Origin of the sequence: Vibrio sp. ES.051 (genome assembly GCF_002563795.1) — a bacterium.
GTDB lineage: Bacteria > Pseudomonadota > Gammaproteobacteria > Enterobacterales > Vibrionaceae > Vibrio.
This window is the reverse complement of record NZ_PDJL01000005.1, coordinates 27,569-53,185: the sequence shown is the minus strand read 5'-3', so window position 1 is coordinate 53,185 and position 25,617 is coordinate 27,569. Positions and strand designations below refer to the sequence as shown.

At 45.3% G+C, this 25,617-nt stretch carries 24 protein-coding genes and 1 other annotated feature; of the genes, 7 read left to right on the top strand and 17 right to left on the bottom strand.

All coding sequences use genetic code 11. The features are described from left to right. Positions 1-81 precede the first annotated feature (81 nt). Entirely contained in the window at positions 82-2,415 is a 2,334-nt protein-coding gene (locus ATG66_RS14365) for a YgiQ family radical SAM protein (protein ID WP_098415969.1), read from the bottom strand. Between the two features lie 317 nt (positions 2,416-2,732). Here ATG66_RS14365 and ATG66_RS14360 point away from each other — a divergent pair, with 317 nt between their 5' ends. Next, positions 2,733-3,419 carry a hypothetical protein gene (locus tag ATG66_RS14360; RefSeq protein ID WP_098416424.1) on the top strand — a complete coding sequence of 229 codons (687 nt, stop codon included), beginning with the start codon at positions 2,733-2,735 and terminating at the stop codon, positions 3,417-3,419. Positions 3,420-3,514: 95 nt separating this feature from the next. Then, the gene (locus ATG66_RS14355; RefSeq protein WP_098415968.1) at positions 3,515-3,715 is read left to right on the top strand and encodes a DUF4250 domain-containing protein; all 201 of its coding nucleotides are present in this window, start codon (positions 3,515-3,517) and stop codon (positions 3,713-3,715) included. 20 nt (positions 3,716-3,735) lie between these two features. On the opposite strand, the gene ATG66_RS14350 is transcribed toward ATG66_RS14355, so the two are convergent. Next, on the bottom strand, positions 3,736-4,647 hold the full coding sequence (locus tag ATG66_RS14350; RefSeq protein WP_098415967.1) for a LysR substrate-binding domain-containing protein: 912 nt from the start codon (positions 4,645-4,647) through the stop codon (positions 3,736-3,738). Positions 4,648-4,902: 255 nt separating this feature from the next. Here ATG66_RS14350 and metE point away from each other — a divergent pair, with 255 nt between their 5' ends. Next, positions 4,903-7,185 (top strand): 5-methyltetrahydropteroyltriglutamate--homocysteine S-methyltransferase, encoded by a 2,283-nt coding sequence (gene metE, locus ATG66_RS14345; RefSeq protein ID WP_098415966.1) that lies wholly within the window; start codon positions 4,903-4,905, stop codon positions 7,183-7,185. A 130-nt stretch (positions 7,186-7,315) separates the two neighbouring features. Here the strand turns inward: metE and ATG66_RS14340 are convergent, their stop codons facing one another. The 12 genes from ATG66_RS14340 to ATG66_RS14285 form a co-directional block, all read right to left on the bottom strand. Continuing rightward, entirely contained in the window at positions 7,316-7,708 is a 393-nt protein-coding gene (locus ATG66_RS14340; protein ID WP_098415965.1) for a GspS/AspS pilotin family protein, read from the bottom strand. 3 nt (positions 7,709-7,711) lie between these two features. Beyond that, positions 7,712-8,008, bottom strand: coding sequence for a YciI family protein (locus ATG66_RS14335; protein WP_098415964.1), 297 nt, complete (start codon positions 8,006-8,008; stop codon positions 7,712-7,714). A 115-nt stretch (positions 8,009-8,123) separates the two neighbouring features. Continuing rightward, positions 8,124-8,519, bottom strand: coding sequence for an acyl-CoA thioester hydrolase YciA (gene yciA / locus ATG66_RS14330; protein ID WP_098415963.1), 396 nt, complete (start codon positions 8,517-8,519; stop codon positions 8,124-8,126). 228 nt (positions 8,520-8,747) lie between these two features. Further along, the gene (locus tag ATG66_RS14325; protein WP_098415962.1) at positions 8,748-9,302 is read right to left on the bottom strand and encodes a septation protein A; all 555 of its coding nucleotides are present in this window, start codon (positions 9,300-9,302) and stop codon (positions 8,748-8,750) included. A 211-nt stretch (positions 9,303-9,513) separates the two neighbouring features. Then, a complete protein-coding gene (locus ATG66_RS14320; protein WP_257145755.1) occupies positions 9,514-10,767 on the bottom strand; it encodes a dicarboxylate/amino acid:cation symporter in 1,254 nt (417 codons plus the stop codon). A 557-nt stretch (positions 10,768-11,324) separates the two neighbouring features. Next, a complete protein-coding gene (gene trpA, locus ATG66_RS14315) occupies positions 11,325-12,131 on the bottom strand; it encodes a tryptophan synthase subunit alpha (RefSeq protein WP_098415961.1) in 807 nt (268 codons plus the stop codon). After that, positions 12,128-13,321 carry a tryptophan synthase subunit beta gene (trpB, locus tag ATG66_RS14310; protein ID WP_098415960.1) on the bottom strand — a complete coding sequence of 398 codons (1,194 nt, stop codon included), beginning with the start codon at positions 13,319-13,321 and terminating at the stop codon, positions 12,128-12,130. The genes trpA and trpB overlap by 4 nt, the downstream gene beginning before the upstream one ends. Before the next feature lie 22 nt (positions 13,322-13,343). Then, complete coding sequence (trpCF, locus tag ATG66_RS14305) at positions 13,344-14,783, bottom strand: bifunctional indole-3-glycerol-phosphate synthase TrpC/phosphoribosylanthranilate isomerase TrpF (RefSeq protein ID WP_179885693.1); 1,440 nt, start codon at positions 14,781-14,783, stop codon at positions 13,344-13,346. A 13-nt stretch (positions 14,784-14,796) separates the two neighbouring features. Then, positions 14,797-15,795 carry an anthranilate phosphoribosyltransferase gene (gene trpD / locus ATG66_RS14300; protein ID WP_098415958.1) on the bottom strand — a complete coding sequence of 333 codons (999 nt, stop codon included), beginning with the start codon at positions 15,793-15,795 and terminating at the stop codon, positions 14,797-14,799. A gap of 19 nt (positions 15,796-15,814) precedes the next feature. Further along, the gene (locus ATG66_RS14295) at positions 15,815-16,405 is read right to left on the bottom strand and encodes an aminodeoxychorismate/anthranilate synthase component II (RefSeq protein ID WP_098415957.1); all 591 of its coding nucleotides are present in this window, start codon (positions 16,403-16,405) and stop codon (positions 15,815-15,817) included. Positions 16,406-16,414: 9 nt separating this feature from the next. Beyond that, positions 16,415-17,995 carry an anthranilate synthase component 1 gene (locus ATG66_RS14290; protein ID WP_098415956.1) on the bottom strand — a complete coding sequence of 527 codons (1,581 nt, stop codon included), beginning with the start codon at positions 17,993-17,995 and terminating at the stop codon, positions 16,415-16,417. Positions 17,996-18,121: 126 nt separating this feature from the next. Continuing rightward, positions 18,122-18,225, bottom strand: a sequence feature (Trp leader region). Further along, positions 18,172-18,297, bottom strand: coding sequence for a Trp operon leader peptide (locus ATG66_RS14285; RefSeq protein WP_098415955.1), 126 nt, complete (start codon positions 18,295-18,297; stop codon positions 18,172-18,174). Its footprint overlaps the feature before it by 54 nt. 95 nt (positions 18,298-18,392) lie before the next feature. On the opposite strand from ATG66_RS14285, the gene rnm reads away from it, so the two are divergent. The 3 genes from rnm to rluB all read left to right on the top strand — a co-directional run bounded on the left by rnm (position 18,393) and on the right by rluB (position 21,228). After that, entirely contained in the window at positions 18,393-19,250 is an 858-nt protein-coding gene (gene rnm / locus ATG66_RS14280; RefSeq protein ID WP_098415954.1) for an RNase RNM, read from the top strand. Positions 19,251-19,310: 60 nt separating this feature from the next. Then, a complete protein-coding gene (locus ATG66_RS14275) occupies positions 19,311-19,931 on the top strand; it encodes an L-threonylcarbamoyladenylate synthase (protein WP_098415953.1) in 621 nt (206 codons plus the stop codon). Positions 19,932-20,289: 358 nt separating this feature from the next. After that, entirely contained in the window at positions 20,290-21,228 is a 939-nt protein-coding gene (gene rluB, locus ATG66_RS14270) for a 23S rRNA pseudouridine(2605) synthase RluB (RefSeq protein ID WP_098415952.1), read from the top strand. 170 nt (positions 21,229-21,398) lie between these two features. Here the strand turns inward: rluB and ATG66_RS14265 are convergent, their stop codons facing one another. Both ATG66_RS14265 and efpL read right to left on the bottom strand, forming a co-directional pair. Continuing rightward, positions 21,399-21,719 (bottom strand): HI1450 family dsDNA-mimic protein, encoded by a 321-nt coding sequence (locus tag ATG66_RS14265; protein WP_098415951.1) that lies wholly within the window; start codon positions 21,717-21,719, stop codon positions 21,399-21,401. A 2-nt stretch (positions 21,720-21,721) separates the two neighbouring features. Then, positions 21,722-22,288 (bottom strand): elongation factor P-like protein EfpL, encoded by a 567-nt coding sequence (gene efpL, locus ATG66_RS14260; protein WP_098415950.1) that lies wholly within the window; start codon positions 22,286-22,288, stop codon positions 21,722-21,724. Positions 22,289-22,483: 195 nt separating this feature from the next. Between efpL and ATG66_RS14255 the strand changes: the two genes are divergently transcribed. Further along, positions 22,484-23,251 carry a nucleotidyltransferase gene (locus ATG66_RS14255; RefSeq protein ID WP_098415949.1) on the top strand — a complete coding sequence of 256 codons (768 nt, stop codon included), beginning with the start codon at positions 22,484-22,486 and terminating at the stop codon, positions 23,249-23,251. Here ATG66_RS14255 and ATG66_RS14250 read toward each other — a convergent pair. Further along, positions 23,248-25,611 (bottom strand): DNA polymerase II, encoded by a 2,364-nt coding sequence (locus tag ATG66_RS14250; protein ID WP_098415948.1) that lies wholly within the window; start codon positions 25,609-25,611, stop codon positions 23,248-23,250. The two genes, ATG66_RS14255 and ATG66_RS14250, sit on opposite strands and share 4 nt — an antisense overlap. Positions 25,612-25,617 lie beyond the last annotated feature (6 nt).

The window sequence follows — 25,617 nt, the reverse complement described above, 5'->3', positions numbered from 1 at the left end:
AAAAGTCGGGTAAAAATAAAAAGGCTCCAGAATTATTTCTGGAGCCTTTTTATTTTTGTTGGCTGGTTAATTCTTAGTGAATTAACGACGTTTTGGCTTATGCTGGCCAGTTGGTTGTCCTTGACCTTGTGGGCGACCTTGTCCTTGAGATTTGTTACCAGCAGGGCGATTTGCACCTTTGCCGTTCGGACGTTGAGCATTGTTATTTGGTCGTTGCCCGCCTTGTACTTTACCTGAACTGTTACGGTTACCTGATGCTTTTTCATCACGTGAGCCGCCTTCTGGGCGTTTGTTTAAGTGGCCACCGAACCCCGGTTGATTTTTGGTGTGTTTAGTCGCGAAACGGTTTGCACCGTGACGGCCTGACTTACGGCGTTGTGCGGGGGTTTGGGAACCCATATCTTCCGCAGGTACTAAACAGGTCGGTTTATCACCGATGAGGTGTTTTTTACCCATGTTGGCCAGTGCCTCACGGATCATCGGCCAGTTGGCTGGATCGTGATAACGCAGCAGGGCTTTATGTAGACGGCGTTGACGCTCACCCTTAGCCACTGGAATATCTTCACGTTTTTTGTACTTCACACGTTTCAGAGGGTTTGTCTCTGAGTAGTACATCGAGGTTGCGTTACACATCGGCGATGGGTAGAAGTTTTGTACTTGATCACACTCGAAGTTGTTCTTCTTCAGCCACAGCGCAAGGTTTAGCATGTCTTCGTCTTTTGTGCCTGGGTGTGCAGAGATAAAGTAAGGGATTAAGTACTGCTTTTTACCTGCTTCTGCACTGTACTTCTCGAACATCTCTTTAAAGCGATCATACGTGCCCATGCCCGGTTTCATCATCAGATCCAGAGGGCCTTTTTCAGTATGTTCCGGTGCGATCTTCAAGTAGCCTCCAACGTGGTGAGTCACCAACTCTTTCACGTATTCGGGAGACTCGATCGCAAGATCGTACCGTACGCCGGATGCGACCATCACTTTCTTCACCCCTTCTACTTTACGCGCTTCGCGGTATAGATCGATGGTGTGTTTGTGGTCTGTATTTAGCTTGTTACAGATGCCCGGGAATACACAAGAAGGACGACGACAGTTCGCTTCCGCTTTTGGATCTTTACAGCCCAGACGGTACATGTTTGCAGTAGGGCCACCAAGATCGGAAATCGTGCCGGTAAAGCCCGGAACTTTGTCGCGAATTTCTTCAATCTCGTTAATGATTGACTCTTTAGAGCGGTTTTGAATAATTCGGCCTTCGTGCTCGGTAATGGAGCAGAATGAACAGCCACCAAAACAACCACGCATGATGTTCACCGAGGTTTTTATCATGTCATACGCTGGAATTTTTGCTTTGCCATACATAGGATGAGGAACACGTGCGTATGGCAGGCCAAACACAAAGTCCATCTCTTCGGTTGTTAACGGGATTGGTGCTTGGTTTACCCAAAGTTCGCGATCGCCGTGGCGTTGGAGCAAGGCGCGGCCAGAGTATGGGTTGGTTTCCAAGTGCAACACACGGCTGGCATGGGCATACAGAATACGGTCATTTCTTAGCTTCTCGAACGAAGGCAAGCGAACCGCGGTAGTTGCTGCATCATGACGTGATGGACGAATCGTGATTGGCTGTGCAACTGGCTCATCTTTCTTGGTTTCACATTGAGTTTCTACTTCGTATGGGTTCTTGGGTACGAACGCTTCTTTGCGTGGCTTCTCAATGCGAGAAGAATCGATGATCGTGTAACCTTCTGGCGCGGCTGGCAAGTTCACGGCCGTACCACGAATATTCGTCATGGTGCTGATATTTTCACCATTTGCAATGCGATGCGCTACTTCTACAAGCGCGCGCTCAGCGTTACCAAAGAGCAAAATATCGGCTTTCGCATCAAACAGTACCGAACGGCGAACTTTATCTGACCAGTAATCGTAGTGTGCAACACGGCGTAGGCTGGCTTCGATACCACCTAAAACAATAGGCACTTCTTTATAGGCTTCACGACAACGCTGAGAGTAAACCAAAGTCGCGCGGTCTGGGCGTTTGCCCCCTTCGTTATTTGGTGTGTATGCATCATCGTGACGAAGTTTTTTATCTGCGGTGTAACGGTTGATCATGGAGTCCATGTTACCCGCAGTGATCCCGAAGAACAGGTTTGGTTGACCAAGTTGCATGAACGCATCTTTATTTTGCCATTCAGGTTGAGCAATGATACCGACTCGAAAACCTTGTGCTTCTAAAAGACGGCCAATGATAGCCATACCAAAGCTCGGATGATCCACGTAGGCATCACCCGTTACAATAATAATGTCACAGCTATCCCATCCTAGGGCATCCATTTCTTTGCGGCTGGTCGGCAAGAAAGGTGCCGTACCAAAACACTCGGCCCAGTATTTTTTGTACTCATGAATAGGATTGATGTTATTGGTCATATTTTGTTCTCTGTTCCGGGGAGCGCGAATTATAGCGATTTGAGGATCAGGTATCTATACCAAACTCATCTATTCAAGCTTAGTTGATCGACTTTTATTTGGTTTGTAAAAGTATCAACGCTATATCGGTGGCTTTCTGTTTAATATCACCTTGAAAGTATTATGGTTATACCGTGAGTCGTGAACATGAGTCTGATTAAAAAGGGGTGAGGGCTGTGAGTGATGTAAAATAAAAGGCACATTGTGTTTAGGTGGTTTGACGATGGGTGATTTGCTATTATCGCCGTCCCAAAACGACTTTTGAGCTCGCATTCAATATGATTCAACAATTGCTGGTTACTTTCCCTCCAATGTTATTTGGCGCACAAGCGCTACTGACTTTGCTTTTGATCAAAGGCGATATCTGTCCGGGTCAACGAGGTCGTTTGCACAAAATGTTACCTGCCGTGGCGGTATTATGGTTGGCCGTTGCCTCACTGCGTATTGAAGCTTTTATGGTCGTATTTGCGATATTCTATTTTTATTCGCAGGTTCAAACAAAGAAAACGCGCGATAAGGGACCGTTATGGGCAATGCACCTAGCTAACGGTTTGGCCTTTGCGTTTGTGAGTATCCAAGTGTTTGAACAACCGAGTTGGCCTGCCGCGATTGCCATGGCTCTCATGGTGTTGTTTCTCGGGGCGTCTTTTTCTCAACTGCTTCTTACGATTGCACGCAGTCGTTTACAAGCTTTTCACCAAATTTTGCCCGTCGCGGGGATTGTGTCAGGTATGCTTTTAGTGATTGCTACGCTATTTTCTTCTTACCAGCTTGATGAAGCGACACTGAACGCCGCGACGCAGCCGATTCTATTATCTTTGGCCATGTTGATTTCTGCTATCATCGTTTGGTGCTGGCATATTTTTACTCATAAGGCACCAGAAAAAATACAACTGAGTGTGGCCTTGTTGCTTGCTTTATCATCAATGACGAGTCTACAAGGTCTATTTTCACTCGCTGTTTAAGGCTATGTTGACGGCATGATTTAAGACCAGCCTCACTTTAAATTTACCCAATTATGTCTACGCTGTATGTATAGTTGTCGAAGAGGAGTGTCGCGATGGATTTAAGCAATGTAGGTAATCTAGACAGCATTATTTTACTAGGTATCGTCAACGAAAAACTGCGCTTGGAGTGTGACAGTTTTGACGAGTTAGTCTCAGTTTATGAAATGGACGTAGAATCGGTCGTGGGCAAGCTTGATACGCTCGGTTATCAATACGACCCACTTACCAATCAATTTAAAGCGTATGAACGCTAACCCATCTTAGAGCTAAACTCTTAAGCCATCTTGATCCCGTCAAGGTGGCTTTTACATTGCAGTCTTGCGGTTGCGAAGAAGGCCTGTAAATAACGTTTGTCTTTTTCTGAGTTGCGTGTTGCTGCAAATAAACGTCGCCAGAGTCCTTTGCCAAAAGGTTTGCTGGTGATAAGTCCTTGGCGAGAAAATTCAGAAATTGCCCAGTTTGGTAGTGCCGCTACGCCTAATCCAGCTGATACCATTTGTACTAACATCAACGTATTGTCGGCTTGCTTCCATTTGGCTGGCTCTACGCCCGCAGGTTGTAAGAAGTGTTTAACCACATCCAACCTTTGCTTTTGAACAGGGTAGGAAAGCATCGTTTGATCGATAAGATCTTGCGGTTCAATGACATCCTTGTCGGCCAAAGGATGGCGGGTGGATGTGATCAAACGCATTTCGAAATCGAATAAAGGCTCGTAGTGAACTTCTGAGCGTGGTTGAATGTCGGAAGTGATGACCAAGTCGAGCTCGCCAGTTAACAAAGCAGTAAGGGGCTCGAAACCAAAGCCGGATGAAAAATCTAAGGTCACACTTGGCCAAGCCAGTTGATACTCTCTTAATGCTGGCATCAACCACTGGAAACAAGAGTGGCATTCAATCGCCATATGCAGCCGACCGTTCACATCCTCCTTCAGGCTTGCTAATTCATTTTCTGCTTTCGCTAGCTTCGGTAAGATCTCTTCCGCGAGGCGCAATAGTATTTCGCCCTCAGAGGTAAATTTGACTGGTCGAGTCTTCCTAAGAAAGAGTTGTCCGCCAATGCGAGATTCCAGATCTTTGATTTGGTGAGACAGCGCTGATTGCGTCAAGTGCAAGGCGGTGGCGGTAGCGGTCAAAGAACCGGTATCCCTAAGCGAAGTCAGTGTCCGTAAATGTTTTAGCTCTATCATGAATCCCTTTCATCCTTTGTGGTTCGCCATGAACAACTCTAACTTAACGATAAAAGGTGGATATGTAAACGTCTAGACGTCTATTGTCTTGACCTAATTGCGAGTGAGATCGGGCAGTATGAATTTTTTTAATAAACGAGTTGAATAAATGGACATTGTTCAAACCGTGTTTAAGAGAGATAGTTTAGCCATCCAGACGCCTTTTTAAATGGAGAAAGGTGCTCTGACCAAACATACTGAATAAGGAATAGGGACATGGCGACAACAACGCACATACTAGGTTATCCACGCATTGGTGAAAAACGAGAGCTTAAATTTGCCCAGGAAAAATACTGGCGTGGTGAAATTGATCAGGCTGAATTAAAGAAAGTAGGGGCGGATCTGCGTGCTAAAAACTGGCAGAAGCAAACGGATGCAGGGTTAAGCTTTACCACCGCAGGTGACTTCGCTTGGTACGACCATGTACTCACCACAACGTTGCTTTTAGGCCACGTGCCAAAGCGTCACGCAGATGGTTTCCCTGATCTTGATACTTTATTTAAGGTTGGTCGCGGCCAATCCCAAACCGGTTGCGGCTGCGCAGGTGCCGCTGCGTCTGATATGACTAAATGGTTCAATACTAACTACCACTATATCGTGCCAGAGTTCAGTAAAGACGATGTGTTCGAAGTCAGTTGGCCTCAGTTGTTTGAGGAAGTGAACGAGGCGGTAAAGGCTGGTCACAAAGTTAAGCCAGTTTTGCTTGGCCCATTAAGTTACCTATATTTGGGTAAAGAAACCGAAGAAGGTTTTGACCGTTTAACCTTGCTACCGCGATTGTTAACCGCATATCAAGCGATTTTGGCTAAATTGGCAAATCAAGGGGTTGAGTGGGTTCAAATTGATGAGCCAATCTTGGCTCTTGAACTTGAGAGCGAGTGGGCGGACGCTTTTAAGTTGGCTTACCAAGTGATGCGTAGCGATGTGAAAGTGCTGCTCACCACGTACTTCGATGCGGTGACCGACACTTTAGACAAGATTGTTGATCTTGCTGTCGATGGCCTACATGTTGACCTATCTTCAGCGCCCGATCAACTAAACGAAGTGGTGGCTAAACTACCTAAAAATTGGGTGTTATCTGCTGGAGTCATCAATGGTCGCAACGTTTGGCGTTCTGATCTAAGTGCACAACTTGCGCGCTTACAGCCAGTAAAAGACAAGTTAGGTGATAAACTTTGGCTGGCAAGCTCATGTTCTTTACTGCACAGCCCAGTAGACTTAGAGCTTGAAACGGCACTGAGCGAAGAAGTGAAGAGTTGGTTTGCCTTCGCAAAACAGAAAGTGACAGAAGTGGCCTTACTTGGTAAAGCACTAGATGGTGATCAAGATGCCATTCTGGCTTGTGATGCTTACAGTCAGCCAATCAAAGCGCGTCAGACGGCAACGCATGTGAACAAACCTCAAGTACAAGCGCGTCTAAACAGTATCACGGCATCACTTTCAGAGCGCAATGCTCCGTATGCTGAGCGTGCCGCACATCAAGCTGAAGTATTAGGTTTGCCATTGCTGCCAACAACGACCATTGGTTCTTTCCCACAAACCGGAGAAATCCGAGTTCAGCGTGGTGCTTATCGCTCTGGCCAACTTTCTGAATCTGATTACATTGATGCTCTCAAAGGACACATCGCAGATGCAGTGAAACGTCAAGAAGCGCTTGATCTGGATGTACTGGTACACGGCGAAGCTGAGCGTAATGACATGGTCGAATACTTTGCAGAAAACTTAGCTGGCTTCCAAACGACGAAATTTGGTTGGGTACAAAGCTACGGCTCTCGCTGTGTTAAACCTGCTATTGTGGTTGCTGATATTGAACGCGAAAAGCCAATAACAGTTAAATGGTCGACCTACGCCCAGTCTCTGACCAGCAAGCAAATGAAAGGCATGCTCACAGGTCCAGTGACGATTTTGTGTTGGACATTCCCACGTGAAGACGTCACTCGTCAGAAAATTGCTCAACAATTGGCATTGGCGCTACGTGACGAAGTGTCTGATTTACAAGATGCGGGTATCAATATAATCCAGATTGATGAACCAGCCATTCGTGAAGGTCTACCATTCAAAAAACGCGATCACAAAGCATACCTACAGTGGGCAGTGGATGCGTTTAAGATCTCGGCTGCAAGTGCTCAACCAGAAACACAAATTCATACCCATATGTGTTACAGCGAATTTAATGAGATCATTGACTCTGTGGCAGCATTAGACGCAGATGTGATCACGATTGAAACTTCGCGATCAAATATGGAACTACTGAAAGCATTCGAAGCGTTTAACTACCCGAATGCAATTGGTCCTGGTGTGTACGATATTCATTCACCCAATATTCCGACGGAAGAATGGATTGAAGGATTACTTAAAAAAGCGGCAGAAAAGATCCCGGCTCAGCGTCTTTGGGTTAACCCAGATTGTGGGTTAAAAACGCGTAACTGGGCAGAAACGGAAGCGGCGTTAGCAAACTTGGTATCAGCCGCTAAAAAGTTACGTACTGAGCTGGCGTAACCGAGAATGGCGAAGACGAAAAAGCGGAGAATGATATCTCCGCTTTTGAATTTTGGCGACAAGTGCTTGGTCACATTATCTAGCCTTCACCGCTGATTATTTGTGTCCTAGTAAAAGCGAATGGCGGCGATTATTTGAGCTGAGCACAGGTTTGCCCTGACACTAACTCATCCGCCATTAATTGACCGCGAGAGTTACGAACTTTAATCCGATACATCAAGCCCATATCAATTTGTTTACGAATCTCTGGGGCGCTGCAGTAAGTATAGATACTGGTATTAAGTACTTGGTCTAGTGGTTTGGCGCCTAACGCACCGTCGTTATAAATCATCATCATCTCTACAACATTCTTGTTAGAAGAGACTCTCATGATTTGCAATGGTCCATACTTCAGCGGTAATCCAGCAGACAGTACCCCCGCTCGGTTCGATGCCATAAGCTCTAACTGGCGTTGAACATCATTGTTCGATGAACAGCCAATGAGCGCGGCAAAAACGAGGAAAAGACACAGTAATTTTTTCATAAATTAAAACACTTTTTTGAACGGTTTTACGATCACATTATCGTAAACACCTACCGCAACGTAAGGATCGGCTTCTGCCCATGCTTGGGCATCTTCTAAAGAAGTAAACTCAGCGATGACAGTCGAACCAGTAAACCCAGCTTCTCCAGGATTATCAGAATCGATCGCTGGCATTGGACCAGCAGTTAGCAGGCGTCCTTCATCTTGCAGTTTTTGCAAACGCTGTAGGTGTTGAGGGCGAACGCTCATGCGTTTTTCCAACGAGTTCTCGACGTCCTGAGAAAAGATGACATACCACATAGCATAGTTCCTTAATTAATAGGGTAACGTGTTAATTTAACGAATTTTTTGTGTCTCTCACAAGTGAACAGTGGCAAATGTGAGGTTCTCTTTGGTCAATAAAGTTGTGAAAAGATTAATTCTGAACCGGGCGTGGTTTACCTTCACTGTCGATGGCTACGTAGTTGAACGTGGCATCGCATACCATGAATCTATCGCCAACACCTTGTTCTTTAACTGGCTTTACCCATACCTCCAAATCAACGCTCATGGATGTGCGACCAATCTTGGTACACTCGCCGTAACAGCAAACCACATCGCCCACACCAACCGGTTTTTTAAAGGTAATACTCGAAACGGATACGGTAACGACACGACCAGAAGAAATTTCTTTTGCTAGAATTGCACCAGCTAAGTCAAGCTGAGACATTATCCAACCACCAAAAATATCGCCATTAGCATTGGTGTCAGCGGGCATTGCAAGGGTACGAAGGAGTAGCTGACCTTTCGGAGAGTTAAATTCTTGACTCATAATGACATCCTAAATCTTAGAGGGCGCTCAAATAAAGCGCCAATACGGTTTGTACCTAAATAACCACATATACTGGAGTTGCGAGAGTGGTCTGTAAAAGCATTAATATGCAGACCCCCTGCATTATGTATTATCTGTTTTATTGGTACGTTGAACAAAACAGCGACCTTCGGGTCGCTGTTTTGAGTAAATTGGCGCAGATTATAGCAAAACTGAGTTTTTAATCATCTACGACACATCGGACGGGTTGTCTTTTTGTTCTTTTGGCATGTGCTTATAAATGTAAAAGCCAGTCGCAATCATGTAGGCAAACGTGGCGATCAGTAAGCCAAATACTTTGAAGTTAACCCAAACGTCTAGTGGCAGCTTATACGCTACATAAATGTTCAAGCCTGCGCAGAATGAGAAAAAGCCCACCCATGCCCAAGTAATGCGCGTCCATATTCGTTCGGGAAGGGTGATTTCTTTACCAAGCATACCTTTTATTGCTGATTTTCCCATCGAGTGGCTGACAGCTAAGCCAATCGCAAACACAGCGTAAACCAGCGTCACCTTCCATTTGATGAAGTTGTCATCGTGCAGAAAGATGGTCATACCGCCAAAGATAGCCACCATAGCAAATGTGATTAGCTGCATCTTTTCAACTTTTTTATACAGTACAAATGTCAACACAACTTGAATTGCGGTTGCGGCAATAAGTGCGCCAGTTGCAATGTAGATGTCATACATCTTGAACAGAGCAAAGAAGACAATGAGTGGAATAAAATCAAGGATCTGCTTCATAATGGCAAAATTACCTAGTTATTGAGTTGTTGACAGTCTAGCGGAATTTAACGCAATGTGAATACTTCGAAACCATTGGATAAAAGCGGTCGTGATATGGGCGATAGCTTATGCTTAGCACGCGTTTGGGTTTATTTTATAGAGTGGCGTAATATAAAGCATAGACAAAAAAGCCGCTCGTAATGAGCGGCTTGCGTGTTTTGATTAGCGCTTAAGCTTCTTGCTTTTTAAGCTCAACCTCGGCAGCTTCTTCTTCAACCATAGCATCAACAATGACCGCACAGGCCGCATCACCAGTGATGTTGAGCGCGGTACGAATCATGTCGAAAATACGATCAAGTGCAAACAGTAGTGGAAGGCCTTCGATTGGGATACCTGCCGCCAGTAGTACCGCCACGACTAAGAAAGAAGGACCAGGAACACCAGCTTGACCAACCGCACCTAATGTAGAAGTAATGATGATCGCAATGTAAGCGCCCATACCTAGGTCGATATTAAATAGCTGTGCAAAGAAAATAGCGACTAAACCGTAGTAGATTGCATTACCCGACATATTGATGGTCGCACCCAGAGGCAGAACAAATGACGCTGTTGAATTTTTCACGCCGAGCTCTTTCTCACAAGTGTCCATTGTCACAGGTAATGTTGCCATCGAAGAGGCAGTTGAAAGTGCAACTGCTTGTGGCTTCTTCATTGAAGAGAGGAATTTCTTCGCTGAAGTTTTGGTAAACACGTGAACCATTGCTGGGTAAACAATAAAGCCAAAGATCAGGATTGCTGCGATATAAACAACGAACAGTTTGAACACAACCATCAGCGCGCCAAAACCAAACGTACCCACTGCTTCTGCCATCAAACCAAATACGCCTAGCGGTGCAATGATCATAACCTTGTTGATCATCCAAACCATTGCATCGACGATGCAGTTAACACCATTGATAATTGGCTCACGTCGCTCTTTTGTTTGCTTGGAAATGGCAATACCAAAGAACATACAGAAAACAAGAATTTGCAGGATGTTCGCTTCATTTAGTGATTGAAAAACGTTGGTTGGGATCATACCTGTGATGGTGGCCCAAAAAGTAGGTAGTTCACCTTTTGAAGCGTATTCTGCAGAGAACATGCCTTCAACACCGGAAACGTCGATGCCCATGCCCGGTTGGAATACTTCACCCATGAATAGCGCAAGCGCAACGGCTAAGGCGGATGTTAAACCAAAATAGCCTAAAGTGACTAAGCCAACTTTACCAGCTGACTGGCTGTTACCAAGGCCTGCTGCACCTGAAATCAAAGCGACAGCAACCAAAGGGATAACCAGCATTTTGATTAAACTAATAAAGATAGCGCCTAAAGGAGCAAATACAGTCGCATCATGACCCATAGCAGCACCAACGGCTGTGCCCACAATCATGGCGATAACGACTTGTACGCCAATGTTATTTAGTAAACTCTTTTCTTTTAACACTTACATAACCTCCGTGCTAATAAAATGTAAAATCCTAAAATTACCCACTACCCAATAATTGTTTTGTGGATAATTATCTCGTCTTGCTTTGTACACTTTTCATTTACAATTGGCAATATGCAGCAGGGCGTTATTGATGAATTAATCGATGCTTTATTGATTGGTGCTAATTTTTTGCTCAATAGCAATCGTTTGCTATTGATTTTTAGTATTGGTTTTGCTGTTGATTATTCTTTTGGATGATGATGTGCTTTTGTGAAAAAACACATTAATGGGCATGAAGCGTTCAACCTGAATTCTATGAACTAGCACGATAAATTTGATCGACATTTGTAATAATGAGCTTATGGGCTCGAATTTTTCTGATTTGGCTAGATGAAATGTTAATCACTTTACATTCTGAGCGCTTGGCCAATTGTAAGCGTTATGTTAACGGGTGATTTGAAAGGTGCTGGCATTGAATGGCGATGATAGTGGAATGGGTCATTGAGTTGAAAAAAAACGCCCACTCACGTGAATTAAGCAGGCGTTTGGTGTTTTATTACATCAAGAATTTTTTACTTCTGTGTGGCTGCTTTCATCATGGAAATAAACCCAGCCAGTTTGTCTAACATGATGTGAGGCTGATCAATATTTTTTTCAATGATCTTAACGACAGCGGAACCTGAGATGACACCTGCAGCGCCTGATTCTAATGCTTGTTTCACTTGGGCTGGCTCTGAAATACCAAAGCCGAGTAATGCAGGGGGGGCATTGTATTGGTTCAGTTTCACCAGTAGATGATCAACCGGCATGTTTGCTTTTGTCTCTGTACCTGTAACACCGGCACGAGAAAGTAGGTAAGTGTAACCCCCACCCAGTTCAGAAACTTGTTTTAGTGTTTCGTCACTGGCGGTAGGTGGTGCAATGAAGATAGGGTGAATCCCAAACTTCTGCGCGGCGGCAACAAACTCTGCACTTTCATTGGTTGGTACGTCTGCAATCAGAATGGAATCAATGCCAACTTCTGCACAACGTTCGTAGAAGTGCTCGATGCCACGTGAGTAAACCAAGTTGGCATACATCAATAGACCAATTGGGAGCTCTGGGTATTTTGCGCGAATTTTTTCGATCTGTTCAAAACAAATCTCGGGCGTGGCTCCGGTGTCCAGAGCGCGAATGTTTGCGCCTTGGATTGTTGGACCGTCTGCCAGTGGATCAGAGAATGGGATACCGAGCTCTAGTGCGTCAGCGCCAGACTCAACTAATGTTTCCATGATCTTGTAAGATTGCTCTGCGTTTGGATCGCCGACGGTGACGAATGGTACGAATGCCCCTTGGTTTTTTTCGTTTAGGCGCGCAAACATCTTCTCATAACGACTCATTGGATGACTCCTTTTTCTTCTAAGATGGCGTGTACAGTGAAGATGTCTTTATCACCACGTCCAGAGAGATTAACGACCAATAGCTGTTCTTTTTCTGGGTTCTCACGTGCCATGTGTAATGCATGTGCTAGCGCGTGAGCCGATTCAAGTGCAGGGATAATGCCTTCGTTACGTGCAATTTCTTGGAACGCTTCTAGAGCTTCATCGTCTGTCACGTTATCATATTCCGCGCGACCAATAGCGAGTAAGTGCGCGTGCTGAGGGCCTACAGATGGGAAGTCTAGGCCTGCTGACACAGAGTAAGACTCTTCAACTTGTCCATTGGGATCTTGCATCAACGGTGATTTCATACCAAAAAAGATCCCCGTTTTACCGTGCTTGAGTGGTGCGCCGTGTTGGTCGGTGTCAATGCCTTTACCTGCAGGCTCAACCCCAATTAGACGAACGTTTTCCTCTTCGATAAAGTCAGCGAACATACCAATAGCGTTTGAGCCACCACCCACACACGCGATAACAGCATCAGGAAGACGACCTTCACGAGCCAGGATTTGGTTCTTGGTTTCTTCCCCAATCATGCGCTGGAATTCTCGAACAATGGTTGGGAATGGATGAGGGCCAGCTGCCGTACCCAGTAGGTAGTGCGCATCTTCATAGGTGGCAGACCAGTCACGTAGTGCCTCATTACATGCGTCTTTCAGTGTTGCAGATCCTGAGTGAACAGGAATGACTTCGGCGCCCATTAGCTTCATACGGAACACGTTCGGGCTTTGACGTTCGACGTCTTTTGCGCCCATGTAAACACGACACTTAAGCCCAAGCAGAGCACATGCAAGCGCCGTGGCCACGCCGTGTTGACCCGCTCCCGTTTCTGCGATGATTTCATTTTTACCCATGCGTTTTGCTAATAGGGCTTGGCCCAGCACTTGGTTGGTTTTGTGCGCACCGCCATGAAGGAGATCTTCGCGCTTGAGGTACAGCTTGGTTTTCGTACCTTTTGTTAGGTTGCGAGTTAGAGTTAAAGCGGTTGGGCGACCTGCATACTCTTGAAGAAGTGTCATAAATTCGCTGCGAAATTCTGGGTCTTCCTGTGCATCGATAAATGCTTGTTCTAGTTGATCCAGTGCTGGCACTAGTATTTGCGGAACGTATTGACCGCCGTATTCGCCAAAGTAGGCATTCAATTTTGCCATGTGATACTCCTTCTCGTAATTTTTAGTAGTTGCGAATGGCATTAAATGCGGTTTGCAACTTCTGTGAATCTTTTTTACCTGGTGCACTTTCAACACCAGAATTTAAATCTAACCCCAAGCACCCTAATGCCGCTGCTTGGCGCACATTCTCTGGTGACAACCCTCCTGCCAGCATGATTTGGCTGGGATCGCCGATCAGTGACCAATCGAACATTTGACCTGTTCCACCTGTTTGGTTACCTACTTGGGCATCTAAAAGGTGACGATTGATGTGGTCAGCAAGCAGTGCTGGTTTTGCATCGGTGACGCCGTAAGCTTTCCAGATCTCAACGCCTGCTGGTAGTTCCACTTTAAGTTGGTTTACGTAAGTTTGGTCTTCTTGACCGTGCAGTTGTACCGCTTTTAAACCTAGTGAGGTAACCACAGAAGCAACAAAGTCGATGTCATGATTTTGGAATACCCCGACGTAATGGAGAGGTGCGCCACTCATGGTTAGGCGTGCGCTTTCAAGGTCAACAGCCCGTTTGGATTTTTCAACGAAAATCAACCCACCAAATACGGCGCCTGCTTGGTACGCTTTGGCGGCATCATCAGGGTGAGTTAGGCCACACACCTTGTTTTCACCTAGTGTCACTTTACGTATCGCAAGCTCTAGGTTGTCTTCCGCCATCAGGGAACTGCCAATCAAAAAGCCATCGGCGTATGCCGCTAAATCACGAACTTGTTGGTGGGTGTAGATACCGGACTCCGAAATGACAGTTGCCTCTGGTGCAAGCTTGCGAATAGTCGGTGCCAGTTCTTTGGTTCGGTTCAAATCGGTACTGAGATCACGCAGGTTACGGTTGTTGATGCCGATCACTTGAGCGCCTAATTTAACCGCGCGGTTTAGTTCTTCTCGGTTGCTGACCTCGGTTAGGATGCCCATGTTCAGACTATGGGCTGCTTCTTCTAAAGCTTGGTATTCTTGGTCGTTAAGTACGGAAAGCATCAGTAAGACGGCATCGGCACCGTAATGACGAGCGAGGTATACTTGGTAAGTATCGACCATAAAGTCTTTACACAATACGGGTTGTTTTACCTGTTTGCGTACTTGTGGCAGAAAGTCGAAGCTACCTTGGAAGTATTTTTCATCAGTTAAAACAGAAATCGCGTCTGCGTGGTGATTATAAATTGAAGCGATGTAGTCCAAGTCGAAATGATCACGAATCAACCCTTTTGACGGGGACGCCTTTTTACACTCGGTAATGAACACGGCTTTTTCGCCACTCAGCGCATCATAAAAGCTGCGGTCAGATGGGAGCAAGTCCGACTGAAAAGTACTCAAATGTTGTGAGGCTTTACGTTCTGCGACCCATTGATATTTATCTCGCACAATTTTGGCAAGCACTTCCGCCATTTCAGCTTCCTTTTTCGAGACGTGTTCGGATAAGTTGTCAACTTGTTGAGTGTTGAGAGCAGTCATCTTCATCAATTCCTTAGGCGTGTGCGGCAAGTCGGAGTAATAATTGGTAAGCCTTACCAGAATTCATCGCCTCTAGCGCTTGTTGCGTGTTGGCTTTCAAATCCTCGTGGCCGAATAAACGCATTAATAATGCAACGTTCACCGCTACCGCGCCCAATTGTGCGTTGGTGCCTTTACCTGTCAGAATGTTGGTGATGATGGCTTTATTTTCTTCAGGGTCACCACCTTTAATCGCTTCCAGCGGGTGCGCATCTAAACCAAAATCTTTTGGCATTAGCGTGTATTCGGTGATCTTGCCGTCTTTGATTTCGGCGACGGTCGTTGCGCCGTGAATTGCAACTTCGTCCAACCCACTACCATGCACGACAGCGGCGCGCTTCATACCCATTTGTAGCATGGTTTCTGCAATAGGACGAACCAGTTCTTCACTGTAAACACCCATTAACTCGAGATTGGGGCGAGCAGGGTTTATCAATGGACCAAGAATGTTAAAGATAGTGCGTGTCTTCATGGTTTGACGTACAGGCATCGCATGACGAACCCCCCCGTGGTATTGAGGAGCGAATAGGAATGCGACCCCAATATCATCGACGGCTTTACGAGTATCTTCAGCGGTCATTGCTAGGTTAATACCAAATGAGTCGAGAAGATCAGAAGACCCCGACTTGCTTGAAACACTGCGGTTACCGTGTTTGGCGATTTTTAGACCACACGCAGCGGCGACAAATGCCGCAGTGGTTGAAATGTTAATGGTGTCATGACCATCGCCTCCGGTGCCGACGATGTCAGCGAAATCGTAGTCTGGACGTGGGAATGGATTTGCGTTTGCCAGCAGCGCTTTTGCTGCGCCTGCGATTTCATCTGGTGTTTCGCCTTTGATTTTTAATGCGGTTAGAACGGATGCCATCAAAATAGGATCTAGCTCACCACGAATGATAACGTCGAACAATTGTTGACTTTCTTCTTGAGTCAGTGACTCTTGTTCGTATAACTTATTGATAATTGATTCCATAATGCCTCTGCCCATTTCCTTATGTGTTGTCATTCTCTAGTGCCCATTCGATAGCATTCGCTAACAAGGTAGCGCCGTACGTTGTCATAATTGACTCTGGATGAAACTGGAACCCACATACTTTATCTTCTTCATGCACAACCGACATGGTTAGACCATCGACTTCAGCGGTAACCGTTAAGCTATCTGGGATGTGCGTTGCCACCAAAGAGTGGTAACGGGCTATTGCGAGTGGTGATGGCAAATTAGCGTAAGTCGCATGGGTTTGGTGTTCCATCATAGAGACCTTTCCGTGGATAATTTCGCCAGCACCAGTCACGATGCCACCGTACGCTTCAACAATCGCTTGGTGACCAAGACAAATACCGATCATTGGAACTTTGCCTTTCATGAGTTGAATAAGCTCTGGCATTGAGCCTGCTTCTGACGGTGATCCAGGGCCGGGGGATAACAGAACCACAGGGTTTTCAAGCTCCTTCACCGCTTGCTCGATGGTTTCTGCTGGGATGTTGTTTCGGTAAATCTTGACTGAGTGACCTAGCGAGCGGAACTGATCCACAAGGTTGTAGGTGAAAGAGTCAAAATTATCGATGAATATGATGTTGGCCATGTCTGTCTGCTACTCCTTGTTCGTGTCAGGTAAAGAGTGTGCCGCTTGAATAGCAGAGATTACCGCCTGAGCTTTACCACGCGTTTCGTCCGCTTCGGATTGCGGGTCGGAATCAAACACCACACCAGCACCGGCTTGAACTTGTGCTATGCCGTTTTCAACATAAGCAGCGCGAATGACGATACAAGTATCGAGTGTGCCTTCACCTGTTAAGTAGCCTACAGCGCCGCCGTAGCTGCCTCGACGCGCGCCTTCAACGTCACGAATCAACTGCATTGCACGAATCTTAGGCGCCCCCGTTAATGTGCCCATATTCATGCAAGCTTGGTAAGCGTGTAGTGCGTCCAGGTCTTCACGAAGTTGACCAACCACACGAGACACCAAGTGCATCACATGGCTGTAACGATCGACTTTTAATAAGTCGGCCACGTGACGAGTACCAGCCTGTGCAATACGAGCCACATCGTTGCGTGCGAGGTCAACCAGCATCATATGTTCTGCGTTTTCTTTTTTGTCGCTACGTAGCTCCAGTTCAATACGGCTATCTAGGTCAAAGTCAATGTCACCATTTGGGCGTTTACCACGATGGCGTGTCCCCGCGATGGGGTAAACCTCAACTTGGTTGGTCTCGGTTTCGTACTTCAATGCACTTTCTGGTGAGGCCCCAAATAAAGTGAATAGCTCATCTTGCATGTAAAACATGTAAGGGCTTGGGTTGCTCTGTTTTAGTTCTTTGTAAGCGGCGAGTGGAGAAGGGCAAGCTAGCGTGAATCGGCGAGAAGGCACCACTTGGAAAATATCGCCTTTCACTACGTACTCTTTTAGTTGACGAACGATCTGACAAAAGTTTTGGTCAGTAACACTTGGTTGTACCGCAATATTGGTTAATTCACGTACGCTTGGAAGGTACTTTGGGGACGTACATTGTGAACGGATGGTGGCAATGCGATTTTCTAAGGTTGTTTTCTGTGAATCATCGACAAAGAGAGTGGCTTGCAGTTGGCAAGATTGCTTTTGATGGTCAACCACCAACAAGGTTTCCGCCACATAGAAAACGTAATCTGGACATTGATTGGTTGTTTCTGCATTACCAAGCGGTTCAAAGTTCGCCACTAAGTCATACGCGAACAAGCCACCAAGGAAGAGTGCGTGTTTGCCGTGATCTGAAATATCAAAGCTGTGTTGGACTAAGCGAAGCGCATCAAACGAAGAGGCTTCACGTAGACGAGAGTCTTCATCAAGGGTATCGCCTGGCTGAGGGAATGTGAGTGTGAGTGTTTCGCCATCAAATTCATTCGCAATTTCATGGCGCACGTTGTGGTTCAGGTGTGTCAGTAAATTTTTGCCGTTATCGGTGAGGGCGTGCATGGTGACGTTATGACCGTAACAAACAATACGAACAGCAGAGTCGACGATTAAAAGGGATTTTAGATTCCGTTTTGAATCGATTTCAGCAGACTCTAAAAGCAAGCTATCTGTCTTGTTCTCACAAATGGTATGGAATAAGCGCGTTGGATCTTGAGTATAAGGAACAGAAGCGTTTAACACTTCTATGTGTCCAAGTTTTTTAATTTCTATGGCCTTGTTCACAAGACCTCCTTGTTGCTGTTCAAATCTTCCTAGAATACATAGTCGCATAAAGCAAACGTTCTCCCAATCAAGAGTTATCCTTATCCGGTAAATCTTAAGGCAGTGAAATGTGAGTAGAGCGACAAAATAAAAAAGCCCGCTGAAGTAGCGGGCTTTGTAACGTTTGTTTCTTTAAATTAGAAGTATACGTTTGCCCACCAAGAACTTGTCCAAATGCGCCACCAAGCAAGTTCTGATGAACTTGTCTTATCCAGACAAATCGTAACTTTCGCTTTTTGGTTTTGGTTAAATTCTTGTAACATGGTAAACCTTAAATGATGCACTTTGTATTTGTGTACTAGTTAACTAGTGCGGGAGTGAAAAGTCAACCCCAAAAAAGCTTTAAAACGACAAAAATATGAGAATTGATTTACATAGCCACACCACAGCCTCGGATGGTCGGTTTGATCCTAAAGACCTGGTAGATAGGGCGCTGAGTTTTGATATCGAGTTTTTGGCGATCACAGATCACGATACGGTTGACGGATTAGCGTTGGCTAAGCAGCACGTGAAGGACAATAACTTGCCAATTAAAATTATTAATGGCATTGAGATATCAACGGTCTGGCAGAATAAAGATATTCATATCGTCGGTTTGAATATTGACCCTAAAAATTCAGCTTTGGTTACGCTAATAGAACAGCAGCAAAAGCACCGTATTAAGAGAGCTGAGCTGATTGCAGAACGTTTGCAAAAGGTGACACGTGAAGGTGTTTTAGAAGAAGTGCAGAAAATTGCGGGCGATGCGCCAATTACGCGTGCGCATTTTGCCAAATGGTTGGTAGACAATGGTTATGCGAAAACCATGCAAATGGTCTTTAAAAAGTATTTAACGCGTAATAATCCGGGGTATGTGCCGCCTAATTGGTGCACGATGGAAGAGGCGGTCGACGCCATTCATAAGGCTGGAGGTCTGGCTACATTAGCGCATCCTGGCAGATATAAGTTGACAGCGAAGTGGATTAAGCGTCTTCTCGATGCGTTTGTAGAAGCTAATGGTGATGCGATGGAAGTAGCGCAGCCGCAGCAAGCGCAACAAGAAAGGCGCAACTTGGCTGATTATGCTATACAATACAACCTATTAGCGTCTCAAGGCAGTGATTTCCACTATCCATCACCTTGGATGGAGTTAGGAAGAAACCTCTGGTTGCCTGCAGGCGTAGAACCAGTTTGGAAAGATTGGGGGATTGATCCTTCGCTGGCTATTGCTCAGTAAAACGACTTCAATCTCCAAATAAGAATATAGAGTCGAGAGGCTCGATAATGAGGAATTACAATGAGCCAGTTTTTTTACGTTCACCCAGAAAACCCACAGGCTCGCTTGATTAATCAAGCAGTAGCAATCATTCGCAACGGCGGTGTCGTGGTTTACCCTACGGACTCAGGATACGCACTTGGCTGTCAGTTGGAGAACAAACAGGCGCTAGAACGTATTTGTCAAATCCGTCGTTTGAATGACAAACATAACTTCACCTTGTTGTGTCGTGATTTATCGGAGATTTCTCTGTACGCGCGTGTGGATAATATTGCATTCCGGCTACTGAAAAATAATACGCCGGGTCCATACACTTTTATCTTTAAAGGGACGAAAGAAGTCCCTCGTCGTTTGATGAACGCCAAGCGTAAGACGATCGGCATTCGTGTGCCTGATAATCAAATCGCGCTGGATCTTTTAGAAGCGCTAGGCGAACCCATGATGTCTACGTCGTTGATTCTCCCTGGTAGTGACGTAACGGAATCAGATCCAGAAGAGATTCGCGATAAACTTGAGTATGCGGTTGATGTGATTCTTAGTGGTGGCTACCTTGGCGAGCAACCAACAACCGTTATCGATTTTAGCGACGGTGAGCCTGTTGTGGTTCGTCTGGGTTCTGGTGACCCCAGCCCTTTTGAATAAGCGATAAGAAAGAGAAGAAAAAGGAGGCGATGTGCCTCCTTTTTTGCGTTTGAGGTGCTAAGGTTTTTTCAAGTCTTAACCAACTCAATTAAAATCAAAACGAAAATATAGATATTTTTTATTTCATTTTAACTGGTTTAGTGAGTAAGCAAAGGACGGTTGATTGGTTGAGATCTAAAGTCGCAGAGAACGGCGATTTTATACGTAGATTTGGCTTGGTAAATAGCGTGGATTTCGTTTACATTAAGCAAGAAAGTTACGTATAATGCCTGACCCAAAATCCCACGAGGTGGGTAATTAGCAAAATACAGACCACTCTTGGTCTAGACGTCTGTGAAGACGACACATAGGTAGATAAATGAGCGAAAAGTTACAAAAAGTATTAGCACGTGCTGGTCACGGTTCTCGTCGTGAGATTGAATCGTTAATTAAATCTGGTCGCGTAAGCGTGAACGGTGTAGTGGCTAAACTTGGTGAAAGACTTGAAGATGAGAGCAGCGTGATTCGTATCGATGGTCACATTGTATCTGCAAAGATACAAGAAGAAGTGATCTGTCGTGTCCTGGCGTACTACAAGCCGGAAGGTGAGTTGTGTACTCGTCACGATCCAGAAGGCCGTCGTACAGTTTTTGATCGCCTGCCAAAGATTCGTGGTTCTCGTTGGATTTCAGTTGGTCGTCTGGATGCGAATACTTCTGGTCTATTGCTTTTCACTACAGATGGTGAACTGGCAAACCGTCTAATGCATCCAAGCCGCCAAGTTGAGCGTGAATACCTAGTGCGAGTGTTCGGTGAAGTAACTGAACAAAAAGTTCGTAATCTAGTGAAAGGTGTCGAACTGGAAGACGGTGTAGCTCGCTTCGAAGATGTTGTGTATGCAGGTGGTGAGGGTATGAACCACACTTTCTACGTAGTGATCAACGAAGGCCGTAACCGCGAGGTGCGTCGACTATGGGAATCACAAGAGTGTACTGTAAGTCGTCTAAAGCGTGTACGTTATGGTGATATTTTCCTTGATAAGAAATTGCCTCGTGGTGGTTGGATGGAACTTGATCTGAAAGAAGTAAACTACCTGCGTGAGCTTGTAGAGCTTCGCCCAGAGAAAGAGACCATGCTTGACCTTAGCAAAGACAATACGTCTCGTAAGCGTGAACGTGCACGTAGTCAAAAAATCCGTCGTGCAGTTAAGCGCCACGAAGAACGTGTGAACACGCCTAAGGGCCGTAGTAATAATCCTGCTCGCCGCAAGCCAAAGAACAACGCTGGTGTAACAGGCGCACGTAACAAACATCGTTAATTGATAGTGAAAAATAAATATTAGAAAGGCTTGCCCAGTGGCAGGTCTTTTTCTTATCTATTGTTAGGTATAAGAACAGAATGCCAAGCGAGATACAAAGAGCAGTCGCTTCCAATAGATAAAAAAACACCAGCGCGAGGCTGGTGCTGTTATTCACGGCAAAGGGAATGTTAATCGCGTTTCCAAAGAATATGGCAGAATTTATGCTCTGGGTCTCGGCTGATTAGCATACGAGCAAATACGTCATCAAGTACGTCACTTTCCTCGTTTACTAAGCCAATTCGTACTTCTGCATACTCTTTTTTGTCGATCTCGAAGCCGATATGCTCCACCCAGTCTTCGCCTGTTTCAACAAGCTCTGCGGCACCACGATCTTCAAATTGCGCAGTAAACAGAATTACATCAGCAGGCTCTAAATTATCAGGGGCCATTTCAAGGAAAATGTCGTACGCGGCGTCGATGGCATCGTCGTAAGAAATTAAATCAGGCATGCTTATGCTCGGCTCATGTATTTACGTTCAGTCGTGTTGATCACCACACGGTCACCCGTTGCGATGTATTCAGGGACTTGAACCACAAGGCCAGAAGCGAAACGGGCTGGCTTGGTACGGGCAGATGCTGATGCCCCTTTGATTGATGGGTCCGTTTCTTCAATCACTAACTCCACTGAAGCAGGAAGTTCTAAACCAACGGCAGAACCGTTAATTAAAACCACATGGGTACCTTGGGTGTCTTCGTTGATGAACAGTAGGTCATCTTCAATTTCGTTATGTTTGAAGGTGTATTGAGAGTAATCTTCGTTGTCCATGAAGATATGCTCGTCGCCATCAGCGTAAGAGTACATAACAGCACGCTTGTTCATTTCTACTGTCTCAACAACGTCATCTGACTTGTAGCGTTCATCTACGCGTGCGCCTGTGTTGAGATCTGCACAACGCATTTTATAGATCTTAGCGCCGCCACGACCACCAGGAGTCGTTACTTCGATGTCTTTGACTAGCAGCGTTTTACCATTCGACTCGATGGCGAAGCCTTTTTTGATTTCACTTGCCTTTGGCATTGTATATTCCTATTCATACTTATTAAGCAAAACTCGCTGATTATAGCGCTAAGTTAACCACCTAGCATTAAAATTTATCGTAGAAAGTTGCCCTCACTCCCATCATTAAACGCATCATTGGGCTTGATTCAGACCCTATGGTGGGAGAACATATTACGTATCGTCTTTTTATAACCTGAGATCACGTTTTCACTCATGTCCCTGCCCGTTATTGACCCAAAGCAGCCTTTTCAATCAGAATTTTCTCCTTTAATCAGAGAAGCCATTACTTGCCTTAAAGGTGGGCTTGGGCGAAATCTGCATAGTGTCTATGTTTATGGCAGTGTCGCGAGAAAAACAGCCGTTGCAGGAAAATCGAATTTGGACTTAGTCGTCGTGACCAAGTCGTTATTTGAAACTGACCGAGTAACCTTGTTCAATACGATTAAGTGGCGTGCGCAGCAAAGTCACCCTCAAGTCAACGGTGTAGCCATTCGTACAGCATTGGTTAGCGAAGTCGCCAATCTGGATAGTATCTTTACGTGGGGGTTCATGCTCAAACATTGTTGTGTTTGTGTATACGGTGATGATTTAGCCGATTGTTTTGGTGATTATGTCCCGAGTTGGGAAATCGCCAAACATTGGAATATGGATATAGAAGATTGGGTTATTGTCTATCGAAAGAAAATTGCCCAAGCAAAGACAGCAGAAGAGCAAGGGATAGCTCAGGCAGTGATTGCGAAAAAATTATTGAGGGCATCTTACTCATTGGTTATGTATCGAGATAAACGCTGGTTTGACGATCCTATTCAGTGTGGTGAGGTCTTTTTGACTTATCATCCTGAAAAGCAACTAGAGATAGAGCGGTTAGGGATTTTGCTATCTGGCCGCGCGATCCCTAAACGTTCTGTTATTGGTTTAATCGACGCGTTTGGTGGTTGGCTGGTCAAGCAATATCAGAAAACTGAATTTCGCATCGGTTAAAACAAACCCATTTGCGGTGCTGAAAGCCGATCAAAATTGGTTCCGATAAAGGGTAAAATTGCATCAGCCACAGGTTTTAACTGTTTATCAATATAATGTTGATAATCAATAGGACTGTTGAGGTACTCGTAAGGCTCAGGACCGTTTATTGTGATGATATATTCGATTTTGCCTCGATTTTGATATTGTAGCGGGCGCCCCAGTTTGGTGTTTATTTCATCGGCTAAACGTGCCGCGCGAACTTGCGGTGGGATATTCTTTTGGTACTCATGCAGCTTTCGGCGTAGACGTTTTTGATAGACTAATTGTTCGTCAAACTCACCGTGGTTGGTCTTTTCAACGATCTCACGAACATAGTTACTTGGGTCTTCACCGTGGAAAACCATATTGTAAAGTGTGTTTTGAAACTTTTGTGCTAATGACGTCCAGTCGGTCCGTGCGCTTTCAAGCCCTTTAAAGATAATACGCTCATGTATTCCTTCGCCTATTAATCCAGCATAGCGCTTTTTAGAACCGGTTTCTGCACCACGAATGGTTGGCATAAGAAATTTACGGTAATGAGTCTCGTATTCGATTTCCAACATTGAAGTGAGGTTGTATTCCTCGCGTAGATGTTCATTCCACCAAGTATTGATGTACTCAACGAGTTGGTGTCCGACTTGATCTGCGTCTGCTTGACGGTAGGCGCCATTTAAAGAAACGAAAGTGGAATCTGTATCGCCGTAAATCACTTGATAGCCTTGATCTTCGATCAGTACTTTGGTTTGCTTCATGATTTCATGTCCGCGCATCGTGATGCTGGATGCGAGGCGAGTATCGAAAAAACGACACCCTGATGAGCCTAATACACCATAAAACGAATTCATGATGATCTTAATAGCTTGAGAAAATGCTTTTTCGTTGTTCTGCTTGGCTACATCACGCGCAGCCCAAAGTTTTTCGATCATTTTAGGTAAGAAGTGCTTAGTTCGGTGAAATTGCCCACCGCGAAAACCCGGTACGGCTTGATACTCTTCTTTGCCAATTTCTAGTTGTAAGCCTTCAATGAGGCCCATTGGATCAATCAAGAATGAACGAATGATAGAAGGGTATAGACTCTTAAAGTCCAACACTAATACGGAGTCATACAGGTTCGGTATTGAGTCCATTACGTAGCCACCAGGACTAGCTATCCAGTTTTCTGGCTGTAAGTTGGGAGCAACGTACCCAGCACGATGAATCTGCGGTAAATACAAGTTAGTGAACGCGGCGACAGAGCCACCGATGCGGTCAAGTTCAACCCCAGTCAGGCGAGAGCGTTCAATCGCAAAATCGAGTAGGTGAGTGTGGTCGAAGATCTTATTCACCAATACACAATCTTGCAGGTTGTATTTGGCAAGAGAAGGCTTATCCGAACGGTACATGCGATTGATCTCATCCATACGGTCATGCACATTGTGAATTTGTTTGCCTTCACCTAAAAGTTCTTGAGAAACCGACTCAAGCGACCAAGAGCGAAAGTGATAGGTTGCCGTCTTCAGTGTGTCGATGCCGTCCATCACTACTCGCCCGGGAATAGAAATAAAACCTTGCTGGCTTTGAGCAGAACTACGAAAAAAACTCGCTTGGTCGGCTCTTCCTAACATGAGCTTCATACTATGCCATTCTGCGCGTTTATGAAGCAGACGGAAGTCGAAGTCAATGACGTTCCAACCGATAATGACATCTGGATCAAATCGTTTAAACCAGACGATTAACGCTTCGAGCAAAGCTTTCTCATTTTTAACCCATTGTATTGCAGTGTTTGCAGGTTCTGGCTCTCCGACCATAATGACCCGTGAATCGATAGGGCTGTCCAATCCGATAGAGTAAAGGATGCCTTTTTCAGAACACTCCAAATCGAGAGAAACCACATGCAAAGATGGAATATACTTACCCTGACGACATTGCGTTTGTGTCACTTTAGTGTGATTCGACTTGGTTTGAAATTGACCGGTAAACTCAATGCTGCCTTTTATAAATCGTTCCATTAAGAAGCGATCTGCGAGCTTGATGTCAGTTTCTAGAGTCAGTATGTTTTCTTTGGCTAAGAGATTGGAAAGCGTGTGAGATTCTTTAATCGTGTGACAGTAGCAAGCACTCAGAAGAGTCAGGTCAAAACTCGCGAGCGCTAAAGGCTTGAGTTCTACTTGGATATTGCTGTCGTTAGCGATGGATTTAACTTGAGTCTGTTTATCTTGTTCGATAAAAAAGACAGGCTTTTCTTCCTGTATCATTAAATTTGCGGGTCCATTCTCTGTGGAAACCCAAAGATCAATTTGAGTTTTTCCTGAAAAGTCCCGAGCTTGACGGGTTAGTAAAAAACCTTGCTGAACTGTCAACGACAC

Coding starts and splice junctions, on each gene's coding strand:
- ATG66_RS14335 (WP_098415964.1), bottom strand. CDS start 8,008: ATGTGGTATGTCATCTTTTCTCAGGACGTCGAGAACTCGTTGGAAAAA.
- ATG66_RS14350 (WP_098415967.1), bottom strand. CDS start 4,647: ATGATAGAGCTAAAACATTTACGGACACTGACTTCGCTTAGGGATACC.
- ATG66_RS14360 (WP_098416424.1), top strand. CDS start 2,733: ATGATTCAACAATTGCTGGTTACTTTCCCTCCAATGTTATTTGGCGCA.
- ATG66_RS14265 (WP_098415951.1), bottom strand. CDS start 21,719: ATGCCTGATTTAATTTCTTACGACGATGCCATCGACGCCGCGTACGAC.
- ATG66_RS14365 (WP_098415969.1), bottom strand. CDS start 2,415: ATGACCAATAACATCAATCCTATTCATGAGTACAAAAAATACTGGGCC.
- ATG66_RS14285 (WP_098415955.1), bottom strand. CDS start 18,297: ATGTTACAAGAATTTAACCAAAACCAAAAAGCGAAAGTTACGATTTGT.
- ATG66_RS14340 (WP_098415965.1), bottom strand. CDS start 7,708: ATGAAAAAATTACTGTGTCTTTTCCTCGTTTTTGCCGCGCTCATTGGC.
- metE (WP_098415966.1), top strand. CDS start 4,903: ATGGCGACAACAACGCACATACTAGGTTATCCACGCATTGGTGAAAAA.
- rluB (WP_098415952.1), top strand. CDS start 20,290: ATGAGCGAAAAGTTACAAAAAGTATTAGCACGTGCTGGTCACGGTTCT.
- efpL (WP_098415950.1), bottom strand. CDS start 22,288: ATGCCAAAGGCAAGTGAAATCAAAAAAGGCTTCGCCATCGAGTCGAAT.
- ATG66_RS14255 (WP_098415949.1), top strand. CDS start 22,484: ATGTCCCTGCCCGTTATTGACCCAAAGCAGCCTTTTCAATCAGAATTT.
- rnm (WP_098415954.1), top strand. CDS start 18,393: ATGAGAATTGATTTACATAGCCACACCACAGCCTCGGATGGTCGGTTT.
- trpCF (WP_179885693.1), bottom strand. CDS start 14,783: ATGACTGCTCTCAACACTCAACAAGTTGACAACTTATCCGAACACGTC.
- trpB (WP_098415960.1), bottom strand. CDS start 13,321: ATGGCAAAATTGAATGCCTACTTTGGCGAATACGGCGGTCAATACGTT.
- trpD (WP_098415958.1), bottom strand. CDS start 15,795: ATGGAATCAATTATCAATAAGTTATACGAACAAGAGTCACTGACTCAA.
- trpA (WP_098415961.1), bottom strand. CDS start 12,131: ATGAGTCGTTATGAGAAGATGTTTGCGCGCCTAAACGAAAAAAACCAA.
- ATG66_RS14355 (WP_098415968.1), top strand. CDS start 3,515: ATGGATTTAAGCAATGTAGGTAATCTAGACAGCATTATTTTACTAGGT.
- ATG66_RS14275 (WP_098415953.1), top strand. CDS start 19,311: ATGAGCCAGTTTTTTTACGTTCACCCAGAAAACCCACAGGCTCGCTTG.
- ATG66_RS14295 (WP_098415957.1), bottom strand. CDS start 16,405: ATGGCCAACATCATATTCATCGATAATTTTGACTCTTTCACCTACAAC.
- ATG66_RS14325 (WP_098415962.1), bottom strand. CDS start 9,302: ATGAAGCAGATCCTTGATTTTATTCCACTCATTGTCTTCTTTGCTCTG.
- yciA (WP_098415963.1), bottom strand. CDS start 8,519: ATGAGTCAAGAATTTAACTCTCCGAAAGGTCAGCTACTCCTTCGTACC.